This is a genomic window from Variovorax sp. 679 (assembly GCF_003952185.1).
Taxonomy (GTDB): domain Bacteria; phylum Pseudomonadota; class Gammaproteobacteria; order Burkholderiales; family Burkholderiaceae_C; genus Variovorax.
Map to the genome: position 1 here is coordinate 478790 of NZ_RXFS01000001.1, position 12357 is coordinate 491146.

Annotated in this window: 10 protein-coding genes; 4 read left to right on the plus strand and 6 right to left on the minus strand. The window is 68.8% G+C overall.

All coding sequences use genetic code 11. From position 1 onward, the window contains the following. The first annotated feature begins 61 nt into the window (after positions 1-61). The 3 genes from EJO71_RS02200 (at position 62) to metC (ending at position 3963) form a co-directional block, all read left to right on the plus strand. Positions 62-1642, plus strand: coding sequence for a rhodanese-like domain-containing protein (locus EJO71_RS02200; RefSeq protein WP_125947011.1), 1581 nt, complete (start codon positions 62-64; stop codon positions 1640-1642). A gap of 62 nt (positions 1643-1704) precedes the next feature. Beyond that, positions 1705-2715 (plus strand): tripartite tricarboxylate transporter substrate binding protein, encoded by a 1011-nt coding sequence (locus EJO71_RS02205; protein ID WP_125947010.1) that lies wholly within the window; start codon positions 1705-1707, stop codon positions 2713-2715. 45 nt (positions 2716-2760) lie between these two features. Continuing rightward, positions 2761-3963, plus strand: a complete 1203-nt coding sequence (gene metC / locus EJO71_RS02210; RefSeq protein ID WP_125947009.1) for a cystathionine beta-lyase — start codon at positions 2761-2763, stop codon at positions 3961-3963. A gap of 20 nt (positions 3964-3983) precedes the next feature. Here the strand turns inward: metC and EJO71_RS02215 are convergent, their stop codons facing one another. From EJO71_RS02215 to EJO71_RS02240, 6 genes are all read right to left on the minus strand, one after another. Then, positions 3984-4619 carry a phosphoribosyltransferase family protein gene (locus EJO71_RS02215; RefSeq protein ID WP_125947008.1) on the minus strand — a complete coding sequence of 212 codons (636 nt, stop codon included), beginning with the start codon at positions 4617-4619 and terminating at the stop codon, positions 3984-3986. 81 nt (positions 4620-4700) lie between these two features. Further along, the gene (locus tag EJO71_RS02220) at positions 4701-5117 is read right to left on the minus strand and encodes a sel1 repeat family protein (RefSeq protein ID WP_125947007.1); all 417 of its coding nucleotides are present in this window, start codon (positions 5115-5117) and stop codon (positions 4701-4703) included. 107 nt (positions 5118-5224) lie between these two features. Next, complete coding sequence (locus tag EJO71_RS02225) at positions 5225-7384, minus strand: TonB-dependent siderophore receptor (RefSeq protein ID WP_125947006.1); 2160 nt, start codon at positions 7382-7384, stop codon at positions 5225-5227. 235 nt (positions 7385-7619) lie between these two features. Next, positions 7620-8423: a class I SAM-dependent methyltransferase gene (locus tag EJO71_RS02230; RefSeq protein ID WP_125947005.1), complete on the minus strand. Its 804-nt coding sequence runs from the start codon at positions 8421-8423 to the stop codon at positions 7620-7622. 126 nt (positions 8424-8549) lie between these two features. Beyond that, positions 8550-8756, minus strand: a complete 207-nt coding sequence (locus EJO71_RS02235) for a YbdD/YjiX family protein (protein ID WP_125947004.1) — start codon at positions 8754-8756, stop codon at positions 8550-8552. Positions 8757-8760: 4 nt separating this feature from the next. Beyond that, complete coding sequence (locus tag EJO71_RS02240) at positions 8761-10836, minus strand: carbon starvation CstA family protein (RefSeq protein WP_125947003.1); 2076 nt, start codon at positions 10834-10836, stop codon at positions 8761-8763. 226 nt (positions 10837-11062) lie between these two features. On the opposite strand from EJO71_RS02240, the gene EJO71_RS02245 reads away from it, so the two are divergent. Further along, positions 11063-12319, plus strand: a complete 1257-nt coding sequence (locus tag EJO71_RS02245) for an FAD-dependent oxidoreductase (RefSeq protein ID WP_125947002.1) — start codon at positions 11063-11065, stop codon at positions 12317-12319. Positions 12320-12357: the final 38 nt, after the last annotated feature.

Consider the following 12357-nt stretch of genomic DNA (forward strand, 5'->3'; position numbering starts at 1 on the left):
TTCTTCATGCGGGCCGTGTCGCGGCCTCGCAGGAACTCGTTCGTCCCAACGACTTGCCTTCATGACCTCTTTCATCGACCCGAAGACCCTCAAATCCTGGCTGCACGACGGCGGCGAGATCGCGCTGCTCGACGTGCGCGAGCACGGCCAGTACGGCGAGGCGCACCTGTTCTACGGCATTCCCCTGCCCTTCAGCCGGCTGGAGATCGATGCGCCGCGCCTCGTGCCGCGCCGCGGCGTGCGCGTGACGGTCTACGACGAGGGCGATGCCGACGTGGCCGAGCGCGCCACCGCGCGGCTCGCGGCACTGGGCTACACCGACGTGCACGTGCTGCAGGGCGGCGCCCGCGCGTGGAAGGCGGCGGGCTACGTGCTGTTCGCGGGCGTGAACCTGCCCTCGAAGACCTTCGGCGAACTGGCCGAGGAGGTCTATCACACGCCCCGCGTCAGCGCCGACCAGCTGGCCGACATGCTGGCGCGCAAGGACAAGGTGGTGGTGCTCGACGGCCGCCCGGTCAGCGAGTTCCACAAGATGAACATCCCGGGCGCCACCTGCTGCCCCAACGGCGAGCTGGCCTACCGCGTGCGGCAGCTGGTGCCCGACACCACCACGCCCATCGTCATCAATTGCGCGGGCCGCACGCGCAGCATCATCGGCGCGCAGACGCTCATCAACCTCGGGCTGCCCAACCCGGTCTACGCGCTGGAGAACGGCACGCAGGGCTGGTATCTCAACGACCACAAGCTGGAGCACGGCGGCACGCAGCGCTATGCCGACGACAGCGGCAACACCGACCTGCGCCCTGCCGCGAAGGCGCTGGCCGCCCGCTTCGACGTACCGTCGGTGAACGCGCAGACCGTGCAGCAATGGGCCACGGACACAAGCCGCAGCCTGTTCCTGTGCGACGTGCGCACGCCGGAAGAATTCAAGGCCGGCAGCCTGCCCGGTGCGCAGCACACGCCCGGCGGCCAGCTGATGCAGGCCGGCGACCAGTACTTCGGCGTGCGCGGCGCGCGGCTCGTGCTGTTCGACAACGACGGCGTGCGCGCGCCCACCGTGGCAAGCTGGCTGCGGCAGATGGGGCATGACGCGAGCGTGCTCGAAGGCGGGCTGGCGAGCGGACTGTCGCTTTCGCCCGCTGCGGCTCCGGCCGCGCCCGCGCTGGCCACCATCGACGCGCAGGCGCTCGCCGCGCGCATCGAGCGTGAAGACGTGGCGGTGATCGACCTGCGCGGCAGCATGCAGTTTCGCGCCGGTCACATCCCGCAGGCGCGCTGGTCGATACGCCCGCGCCTCGCCGGTGACGTGAAGAACGAGACGCGGCAGCTCGTGCTGGTCGCCGATGACGCAGCGCTCGCGGCATGGACTGCCACTTCCGAACTCGCAGGACTCCCGCTCGCACCGCTGCTGCTGTCCGGTGGCATGGCCGCCTGGCGCGCCGCCGATCTGCCGGTCGAAGCCACGCCCGCGCTACCCGCCGACAGCGACTGCATCGACTACCTGTTCTTCGTGCACGACCGGCACGACGGCAACAAGGAAGCAGCGCGCCGCTACCTCGCATGGGAGACCGGCCTGGTCGCGCAGCTCGATGCGCAGGAGCGCGCCGCCTTCCGACTGCCCACCGCCGCATCACACACCTGATCCACGCCCATCGGCCCCGCTTTCTGTTCGTCCTTGTCAGTTCCTATTCCAGGAGTTCCGTCATGTCGTTCGCCAGCCGCATCCCGCACATCGCCCGTCTTGCCGTCGCAGCCGCATGGCTCTCGGCACTCGCCCTGCAGCCAGCCACAGCCGATCCGATGGCGCCGCGCAATGGCTTTCCGTCACAGACGGTGAAGTTCATCTCGCCCTTCCCGCCAGGCGGCGGCAACGACGCGACCGCGCGCCTCGTCACCACGAAGCTGCCGGAGATCATGGGACAGCCCGCACTGGTCGACAACCGCGGCGGCGCGGGCGGCAACATCGGCGCCAAGGCCGTGGCCGACGCCAAGCCCGACGGCTACACGGTGCTCACCTCGCAGGTGTCGATCATGGCCGTGAACCCGTCGCTCTATGCCTCACCCGGCTTCGACCCGATCAAGAACTTCGTTCCCATCACGCAGATCAACGCCGCGCCGCTCGCACTGGTGGTGGAAGCGAACTCACCCCTCAAGAGCTTCGCCGACCTCGCCGCCAAGGCGAAGGCGAGCCCCGGCAAGGTGACCTACGCGACGCCGGGCAACGGCACGCTGTCGCACCTCGTAGGCGTGGTGCTCGCGAAGGACAACGGCGTGGAAATGACCCACGTGCCCTACAAGGGCGCCGGCCCGGCGCTGACCGACCTGATCGGCGGACAGGTCGACGTGATGGTCACCTCCACCGCATCGGTGGCCGGCTTCGTGCAGAACGGCAAGCTGCGCGTGCTGGCCGTGACCAGCCCGCGCCGCATCGGCGTGTTCGCCAAGGTGCCGACGCTGGAAGAGCTGGGCTACAAGGGCGCGCGCTTCGAGGACTGGTACGGCTTCTTCGCCCCCGCCGGCACACCGCCCGAACGCGTGGCCTTCCTGAACGAAGCCATCGTTCGCACCCTGCACCTGCCCGACGTGACGAAGCTCGTGACCGACGGCGGCAGCGAGGTGGTGGCCAGCACGCCCGAGGCCTTCGCCGCGCAACTGCGCCAGGACATCGAGCGCTGGTCTCGCATCGTCAAGCTTTCCGGTGCGCGCGCCGACTGATTGAAGCAACATAGCGGCCCGACCTCCCTTCGCCCCCACTTGACCATGTCCGACTCGCACAACGTTCCCGCCGACCTGAGGCTCGACACCCGGCTCACGCGCACCGGCAAGACGCCGTCATACGCCGGCGGATCGCCCGTCAACGTGCCCCTCGTGCGGGCCAGCACCGTGCTGTTCGACAGCGTGGGCGCGATGCGCGACGCGCGGGCCCGGCGCGACGAGGAGCGCATCTTCAGCTACGGGGCACGCGGCACGCCTACCGCCTTCGCGCTGGAAGACGCGGTGAGCGAGCTCGAAGGCGCCTACCGCACGCGGCTCTTTCCCACCGGCCTCGCGGCCATCGGCATGGTGCTGCTGTCGTACCTGAAGCCGGGCGACCACGTGCTGATGTCGGACAGCGTGTATGAGCCCACGCGGAACCTCGTGCATTCGTTCCTGGAGCCGTACGGCATCCGCAGTTCGTTCTTTGCGGCGGACGGCAGCGGCATCGAGGAGCTGTTCGAGCCGAACACCCGGCTGGTGTATGCCGAGTGCCCCGGCTCCCTGGTCTACGAGATGTGCGACCTGCCCAGGCTGGCGGAACTGACGCACGCGCGCGGCGCGCTGCTCGCCGCCGACAACACCTGGGGCTCCGGCTGCCAGTACCGTCCGCTCGCGCTGGGCGCCGACATCTCGACGATGGCCGCCACCAAGTACCTCTCGGGCCACTCCGACGTGATGATGGGCACCGTCGCCACGACCGAAGCCGCATGGCGTCCGCTCAACGAACGCTGCGACGCCTTCGGCATGACCGTGAGCCCCGATGACGCGTGGCTGGTGCTGCGCGGCATGCGCACGCTGTCGGCGCGGCTGCAGATGCACGAGCGGCATGCGCTCGAGGTGGCGCACTGGCTCGAGAAGCGGCCCGAAGTCGCGACCGTGTTCTGCCCCGCGCTGCCGCAGCATCCGGGGCACGAGATCTGGAAGCGCGACTGCAGCGGAACGAACGGGCTGCTTTCCATCGAGCTGCAACCGGGCATCGGAAACGCGGCGGTCGAGCGATTCGTCGATGCGCTCAGCCTTTTCGGGCGCGGCTCGTCATGGGGCGGCTACGAGAGCCTCGTTGCATGGACCAACATGCGCGCGGCGCGCAGCGTTACGGACTGGAGCCAGCGCGGGGCGGTGGTGCGGCTGCACGTCGGGCTGGAGGCGCCGGCGGATCTGACGGCTGACTTGGCGCGCGGGTTCGATGCGCTGAACGCCTCGTAGCGGTAGTCCACCGGAGAGGATCAGCGCCACTGCGCCAGCGTGCGGCGCACCTCCTCGTCGCCCGGCGCTTCGAACGACCGGTACCAGGCACCGACGGCAACGAAAGGCTCAGGCACCTGCATGCACACCACCTCGTCGGCGTGAGCCGTGGCGGGGCTCGAAACGTCCATGCCGCCCAATGCCCGGCAAGCGGTCGCGCTGCCCACGGGCACGGCCACGATGACCGATGCGGCACCGAGCGCCCGCGCTGCGATCACGGCCGCGCGCATCGAAAGACCGGTAGCAAGTCCATCATCGATCAGGATCGCCGTCATGCCGTGCAGATCCAGCGGCGCGCAATGCTCGCGGTACTCACGCTCACGCCGTTGCAGTTCGCGCCGCTCCCGCTTCAGGACACGCGCCATGCCCGGCGCATCCTCTCCCGTCACATGGACGCCGCCGACCGCGATGGCGCCTGCCGCGTATTCCTCATGCCCAGGCAGGCCGAGCTTGCGCACGACCAGCACATCGAGCGGCAGGTTCAGCGCGCGCGCCACTTCCGCCGCCACGGGCACGCCGCCGCGCGGCAGCGCGAGCACCACGTAGTGCTGCGCATCGCGGTATCGGTCCAGCAACGGCGCCAGTTGCCGGCCGGCGTCTGCACGGTCTCTGAACATGGCATGCCCTCCTGGTGGAAGGCCAAGGGCGGCGGTGCACCCACGGCAGGCACATTGTGCGACCGGCGCCGCCGGTGCTCATCAGCAGGCGACCTTGCCCCCGGGCGCGGTGCGCAGCCTGTTGAGAAAGGTCAGCTGCACCTTGGCCGTCTCGCTGCCCTGTGCCGCCGCGCGGCGCATCCACGTGCCCGCCTCGCAGCGGTCGGCCTTCACGGCCGTGCCGTAGAGCGTGGGGCCGGTCATCAGCACCATGCCAAGCATTTCCTGCGCCTCGGCGTGGCCTTCATTCGCGGCCTGCCGCAGCTCTTCGAGCATCGAGCGGTAGTCGCGCGCGGCCTGCGCCTCGAGCGCGAGCTGGAAGCGCTGCTCGGCCTGCAGTTCGGTGCCGGCATCCAGCGGACGGGCCGCGCTCAGCGCGGCCGCCAGGAGCAGCACTGCCGAGAACAGGACCCGCCAGCGCAAGGACAGGCCAGCAAGCTGGTTGAGTTCGGATTGCATCGATGTTCTCCACGATTGACATAGAGGACATCGTCGCGCCGACGCGCCGAAGAAAGAAGCTGGAATTGGCGCAGGCCGCCTCAGCCGGCGCCTGAGCCCCAGCCTCTTCAGAACTTCGCGGTCAGCCCCACCTGCAGCTCGCGCCCCGGGCCCGGCATGATCAGGTTGTCCACGCTGCCGTGCGCCGACACGTAGTACTTGCGGTTGGTGATGTTCTTCAGGTTCACCGAAATCTCGTAGCGCCCGGTCTTGTAGCTCGCGGCCAGGTCGCCCGTGACGTAGGACGGCAGCGTGACGAGGTTGCTCAGCGAGGCATAGCGCGCGGCCACGTAGTTGACGCCACCGCCCGCGCTCAGCCCGTTGCCCAGGTCTTTCATCAGCCACACGAAGGCCGAGTGGCGCGGCGTGAGCGGCGCGGTCTTGCCCTGCACAGGAATCGCCGCGCCCACCGGCAGCTGCAGCGAGCTCACCGTGGCCAGCGACTTGACCATGCGGCCGTCGAGGTACGCGTAGCCCGCGCTCACGTCCCAGCGCCCCGGCAGCTTGCCGGCCAGCGCCAGCTCCATGCCGTTGGTGCGCTGCGTGCCGACGTTGATCTGCCGCGCCGGGTTGGTCGGGTCGGTGTTCTTGATGCCCGAGCGCTCCAGGTTGAACAGCGCCGCCGTGAGGTTGAGTGCACCGTCGAGGAAGTCGAGCTTGGCGCCGATCTCCTTGTTCACCGTGATCTCGGGGTCGTTGGCCGTGTTGTTGGCTGACAGCGCGAAGGTCTCGGCCGAAGGCTGGAACGAGCGGCTGTACGACACGTAGTAAGACTGCGATTCGCTCGGCTGCCACACCACGCCCGCGCGCGGGCTGAACTTGCGGTCGGTGCGCGACAGCGGCGCGAGCGTGCGCTCGAAAGAGGTGTCCTGGCCGAATACGTCGTAGCGGCCACCGACCAGCGCCTTCCACTGCGGCGCCAGCGTGATCTGGTTCTGCGCATACAGCGCGGCGGTCTTGAACCTGGAGTTGCTGGGGATCGCACTGTTGGCCGTGTAGCTCGAAAGCGGCAGCGGCGCAGGCACGGCAACCGGGTTCAGGATGCTCACGCGCTCGTAGCCGGTGGCCGAGCTCACCGAGTACAGGCGCTTGTCCTGCTGGCCGAACTCGGCGCCGATCAGCCATTCCTGCTTGAAGCCGCCGAGGTCGTTGCGCCACGTCAGGTCGGTCTGGTTGAACCAGCCGCTCTCGTCGCGGTCGACGAAGCCGCGCGTGCGGCCCACCGTCAGGCGCACCGGGTCGGTGGTGCCGCTGGGCAGGGTGTTGAAGCGGTCGAGCTTGTAGCTGTAGTAGCGCGTGGTGTTGCGCAGGCTCAGCGCGTCGCTGAAGCGGTGGTTCAGCGTGGCGGTGAACGACTGCACCTTCGTCGTGGTGGTGTCGTCGCGCTTTGCGAAAGCCGAGCCGTAGTAGGTGCCGATGGGCACGTTGACCGGGCGGCCGTTGAGCGCCGGAATGCCGAAGTCGGTGAGCCGCTGGTCGTAGGCGTTGGTGTACTGCAGCAGCAGGTCGGTCTGCGGGCTGAACTTGATGGCCAGCGAGGGCGCGATGTTGTAGCGGTCGATGAACTGCTGGTTGCGGTAGCTGCCCGACTTCTCGCGCGCGACGTTCAGGCGGAACGCCATGTTCTCGCCGATGGGCGTGTTGAGGTCGGCGGTGAGCCGCTTGAAGTCGTGCGTGCCCAGCCCGAGCGACACCTCGCCGAAGGGACGCTCGAAGATCGGTTTCTTGGTCACGCGGTTGACGAGGCCGCCCGACGAGCCGCGGCCGTACAGCACCGCCGCCGGGCCCTTCAGCACCTCGATGCGTTCGGTGTCCGACAGGTCGCGGAAATACAGCGCGTCGTCGCGCACGCCATCGACGAACCAGTCGGCAATGGCGGTGAAGCCACGGATGACCACCTGGTCGCGCTGGCCGTCGCCCGCGTTGAACGACACGCCAGGCGCGTTGCGCAGTGCGTCCTGCATCGAGGTCGCGCCCTGGTCGCGCAGCAGCTGCGCCGGCAGCACGTTGACCGCCTGCGGAATGTCGCGCAACGGCGCGCTGCCCTTGGTGGCGGTGCTGCCGACGGAAGGCGCGTAGCCGACGTCCTGCTCGGAAGTGACGGTCACCTCCTTCAGCGTGGCGTCGGCACTCTGGGCCTGGGCCGCGCAATGGGCAGCGGCCAGGGCGGCAACGAACAGGGACGGATGGCGCAGGCGAAAGCGCGGCGCGCGAGAACGGACGGACATGGCAGGAATTCCCTCAGGGCGATTTGTTTTTGAAATCGCGAAGCGCCACGCCGACTCCTCCATCGCTCGGATGAAGAAACCGTGTGTGCCCTGCCTTGAAGAAATCTGGGTTGGGTGCCTTCGTCGGCCCGCACCGGCGCGGTGGCCGGGGTTTCGGACGAAGGGATCGCATCGCGCGACCCGGCGGATTCTAAATAAATAGATACGGCCGCCTCCCGGGCCGCCGCGGCGACGCTCAGCGTGCCCGTGCGCGCGTCAGCAGGTAGTTCTGCTGCACCACGTTGTCGACGTAGTACGGCCCGGCCATCGCATCGAACTCGGCCCGCAGCGCCGCCAGCTTCTGCGGATCGCCGGCGAGGTTCTCCACCAGCTTGCGCATCGGGCCGACCGAGCGCTCGAGGAACAGGCGGAAGTGCTCGATGCTCAGGGCGGGAAACTGCATGGTGCCGCGCCCGAAGAACGGCGCCTCGAAGTGCGGCCCCAGGCGCTCCGCGACGATGCCCGGGTTACCCCATTGCGGCGGCGGCGATGCACCGGCCGGCGGAGGTGGCGAGTTGCGGCCGATGAAGGCGAACATGCGCCCCACGAAATCTTCCGGCGGCCAGGTGGCGAAGGCGATGCGCCCGCCGGGCTTGAGCACTCGGCGCATCTCGGCAATGGCCACTTCCGGGCGCGGCGCGAACATGTGGCCGAACTGGCTGAGCACCACGTCGAAGGAGGCATCGGCATACGGCAGGTTCTCTGCATCGCCTTCGGTCCAGACGATGTCCTCGAGCCCGGCGATGCGGGCGTTCTCTCCCGCGGCCTCGATCAGCTCGGGCGTCAGGTCGAGCCCCGTGACGCGTGCGCCACGGCGTGCCGCCGTGACGGCCACGACGCCGGTTCCGGTTCCGACGTCCAGTACCGACTCACCCTGCTCGATCTGCGCGAACCTGACGAGCTGCCCGGCCACCGGGGTCGTGAACATGGCGGTCGGCGCGAAGGTCGACCACATCTCGCGCTGCCGGTTCTTGAACTCTGCAAAGGGATCCTGGGACATATCACCCTCCATATCAGCCACGAGGCTGCGGACATGGGCGGGACTCTAGGCCCGGGGAGCTGGCCCGTCCATCCCTCGTGGCGGGGCTTCGACAGGCAAGAGCTGTAACTCAATGCCGCGCCGCACTCAGCAGCAGCGTCCCTTGCCAGCCCCGTAGCGCGCCTCCAGCCGCTCGCGGAAGAAGACCTCGTAGCTCATCGGCGCCCGGTCGGGGTGGGTGGCCGCCATGTGCGTCAGGTAGGCGTCGTAGTCGGGCAGCCCGACCATGAGCCGCAGCGACTGCTTGAGCGAGCGCGCGAAGTAGCGCCCGGCTTCCGGCAATGCGAGGCCCATGGCTTCAGTGGGCGGCCGTCGCGGCGGCGGCGCCCATCGGTTCGAACGGGGTTTCCTGCGTGGTCGGGCGGTTGGCCGCGCGCGCCGCGATGCAGGCCTTGATGCTGTACACCAGCACGCTCAGCACCACGAAGATGAAGAGCGCGCACAGCGCGGCGTCGAGGCGGTCGTTGAAGACGATGCGCGACATGGCCTCGGGCGTCTTCGCCGGCGCCACCAGCACGCCGTTGGCGATGCCCTCGGTGTACTTGGCCGCGTGCGAGAGGAAGCCGATCTTCGGGTCGGACGAGAAGATCTTCTGCCAGCCCGCCGTGAGCGTGCACGCCAGCAGCCACGCGGCCGGCGCAATGGCCACCCACGCATAGCGCTCGCGCTTCATGCGGAACAGCACCACCACGCCCAGCATCAGCGCCACGGCGGCCAGCATCTGGTTGGAGATGCCGAAGAGCGGCCACAGCGTGTTGATGCCGCCCAGTGGATCGACCACGCCCTGGTAGAGGAAGTAGCCCCAGGCGGCCACGCACAGCGCGGTGGCGACGAGGTTGGCCGGCAGCGAGTCGGTGCGCTTGAGCGCAGGCACGAAGCTGCCCAGCAGGTCCTGCAGCATGAAGCGGCCGGCGCGGGTGCCGGCATCCACGGCCGTGAGGATGAAGAGCGCCTCGAACAAAATCGCGAAGTGGTACCAGAAGGCCATCATGGCCTGCCCGCCGATCGCCTGGTGCAGGATGTGGGCCATGCCCACGGCCAGCGTCGGTGCGCCGCCGGTGCGACCGAGGATGGTGGTCTCGCCCACGTCCTTGGCGGTCTGCACAAGCATCTCGGGCGTGATCACGAAGCCCCAGCTCGACACCGTGGCAGCCACCTGCTGCGCGGTGGTGCCCACCAGCGCACCGGGGCTGTTCATCGCGAAGTAGATGCCGGGCTCGATGCACGAGGCCGCCACCAGCGCCATCACCGCAACGAAGGACTCGGCCAGCATGCCGCCGTAGCCGATGAAGCGCGCATGGCGCTCGTTGTCGAGCATCTTGGGCGTGGTGCCCGAGGAGATGAGCGCGTGGAAGCCGGAGACGGCGCCGCAGGCGATGGTGATGAACAGGAACGGGAACAGGCTGCCCGACCACACCGGGCCGTTGCCCTGCGCGAACTGCGTGATGGCCGGCATCTGCAGCGTGGGCATCACGAACACGATGCCGATGGCCAGTGCGATGATGGTGCCGATCTTCAGGAAGGTCGAGAGATAGTCGCGCGGCGCGAGCAGCAGCCACACAGGCAGGCTCGCGGCAACGAAGCCGTAGCCCACCAGCATCCAGGTGAGCGCCTTGCCGTCGAAGGTGAAGAGCGGCGCCCACTCGGGGCTCTGGCTCACGGCCTGGCCGCCGAAGATGGCGAGCATCAGCAGCACGAAGCCGATCAGCGACACCTCGCCGATGCGGCCCGGGCGGATGTAGCGCAGGTACACGCCCATGAAGAGCGCCACGGGAATCGTCGCGGCCACCGTGAAGGTGCCCCACGGCGATTCGGCCAGTGCCTTCACCACGATCAGCGCCAACACCGCGAGGATGATGATCATGATCATGAAGGTGCCGAACAGCGCGATCATGCCGGGCACCGGCCCCATCTCCTGCTTGACGAGATCGCCCAACGAGCGGCCGTCGCGCCGCGTGGAGATGAACAGCACGATGAAGTCCTGCACCGCGCCGGCGAACACCACGCCGGCCAAGATCCACAGCAGTCCGGGCAGGTAGCCCATCTGCGCCGCAAGCACCGGCCCCACCAGAGGGCCCGCGCCCGCGATGGCCGCGAAGTGGTGGCCGAACAGCACGTTCTTGTCGGTCGGCACGTAGTCCAGGCCGTCGTTGTGGCGGTGCGCCGGCGTCTTGCGGCTGCCGTCCAGGCCCAGCACCTTGTCGGCGATGAAGAGGCTGTAGTAGCGGTAGGCGATCAGGTAGGTGCAGATCGCGGCGGCCACCACCCAGAGGGCGTTGACGCTTTCGCCTCGGGTCAGGGCCACAGTGCCCAGCGCGAACGCGCCGATCACGGCCACGACCAGCCACACCAGATGGCGTCGGATGCTGTGCATGCGGATGTCTCCTAGGTATTGAACCCGGGGAGTTTTGCCGGACCGGGGCGCCGGCGCATCCGTCGGACCGCGCGGGGTGGGCGCGTGGCTTTGCGTAATGGAAAACCCGGATACGGCGCCCGCCGGCCCGCTGTGCAATGCCTGCGGACCTACACGCACGAACCGGGCCATGCGCGAACATGAGGTCGGTCACCCAAGCGGATCAGGGAGAGAAAAGATCGAAGCCATGGACACAAACCCACGCTGCTGCATCGCAGGGGGCGGTCCTGCCGGCATGGTGCTGGGCCTTCTGCTGGCCCGGGCCGGCGTGCCCGTCGTCGTGCTGGAAAAGCATCTCGACTTCCTGCGCGACTTTCGCGGCGACACCGTGCACCCGTCCACGCTCGAAGTGCTGCACGAGCTGGGCCTGCTCGAAGCCTTTCTACAGCGCCCGCACGACCGCATCGACGAACTGCGCGCCACCTTCGAGGGCCGCAGCGTCCCGGTGGCCGACTTCACCCACCTGCCCTCGCACAGCAAGTTCCTCGTGCTGATGCCGCAATGGGAGTTTCTCGACTTCATGTGCGACGAGGCCCGGCGCTATCCCTCCTTCGAACTCTGGACCGACGCCGAGGCAGTCGGCCTGCTGCAGGACAAGGGCCGGGTCAACGGCGTGAAGGTGCGGCGCGGCGGCCGCGCGGGCCAACCGCAGGACGTCGAGCTGCACGCCTCGCTGGTGGTGGCGGCCGACGGGCGGCACTCCGCGCTGCGTGACGCCGCCGCCTTGCCGCACATCAGCTACGGGGCGCCCATCGACGTGCTGTGGATGGCCATCCCGCGCCAACCCGGCGATCCGTCGTCCACCGGGGGCCACGTTGCGGGCGGACGCTTCCTGGTGACGCTGAACCGCGGCGACTACTGGCAATGCGCCTTCGTCATCCACAAGGGCGCGCATGAAGCACTGCGGTCGCGCGGCATCGGTGCCTTCCACGAGGAAATAGGCCGCATCGCCACCTTCCTCGCCGATCGGCTGCCTTCGGCGCTGCCCGACTGGGACGCGGTGAAGCTGCTCGAAGTGACGGTCGACCGGCTGGAAGCATGGTCGTGCCGCGGCCTGCTGTGCATCGGCGACGCCGCGCATGCGATGTCGCCGGTGGGCGGCGTCGGCATCAACCTCGCCGTGCAGGACGCCGTGGCCGCCGCCAACCTGCTGGCCGCCGCGCTGGCCGGCGACGCGACCGACAAGCAGATCGACGCCCTGCTGCCCCAGCTGCAGCGCCGCAGGGAACTGCCCGTGCAGGTCACCCAGGCCGTACAGCGATTCATACAGGACCGAGTGCTCATGGCCGTGCTCGACGGCAGGCCGGCGGCGGCCCCACGGCGCCTGCCCTTGCCGCTGCGGCTGCTTGCGCGCTGGCCGCTGCTGCGCAGGCTGCCGGCGCGGGCCGTGGGACTGGGCCTGCGGCCCGAGCACGTGACTTCGCCGCGTTCACCGCGCGCATGATGAAAAAACTGGCATTTCGTTACACAGCCGGGGCTTTA

Excerpts from the sequence above, each read along its gene's own strand:
- EJO71_RS02200 (WP_125947011.1), top strand. The coding sequence starts at position 62 with ATGACCTCTTTCATCGACCCGAAGACCCTCAAATCCTGGCTGCACGAC.
- EJO71_RS02205 (WP_125947010.1), top strand. The coding sequence starts at position 1,705 with ATGTCGTTCGCCAGCCGCATCCCGCACATCGCCCGTCTTGCCGTCGCA.
- metC (WP_125947009.1), top strand. The coding sequence starts at position 2,761 with ATGTCCGACTCGCACAACGTTCCCGCCGACCTGAGGCTCGACACCCGG.
- EJO71_RS02215 (WP_125947008.1), bottom strand. The coding sequence starts at position 4,619 with ATGTTCAGAGACCGTGCAGACGCCGGCCGGCAACTGGCGCCGTTGCTG.
- EJO71_RS02220 (WP_125947007.1), bottom strand. The coding sequence starts at position 5,117 with ATGCAATCCGAACTCAACCAGCTTGCTGGCCTGTCCTTGCGCTGGCGG.
- EJO71_RS02225 (WP_125947006.1), bottom strand. The coding sequence starts at position 7,384 with ATGTCCGTCCGTTCTCGCGCGCCGCGCTTTCGCCTGCGCCATCCGTCC.
- EJO71_RS02230 (WP_125947005.1), bottom strand. The coding sequence starts at position 8,423 with ATGTCCCAGGATCCCTTTGCAGAGTTCAAGAACCGGCAGCGCGAGATG.
- EJO71_RS02235 (WP_125947004.1), bottom strand. The coding sequence starts at position 8,756 with ATGGGCCTCGCATTGCCGGAAGCCGGGCGCTACTTCGCGCGCTCGCTC.
- EJO71_RS02240 (WP_125947003.1), bottom strand. The coding sequence starts at position 10,836 with ATGCACAGCATCCGACGCCATCTGGTGTGGCTGGTCGTGGCCGTGATC.
- EJO71_RS02245 (WP_125947002.1), top strand. The coding sequence starts at position 11,063 with ATGGACACAAACCCACGCTGCTGCATCGCAGGGGGCGGTCCTGCCGGC.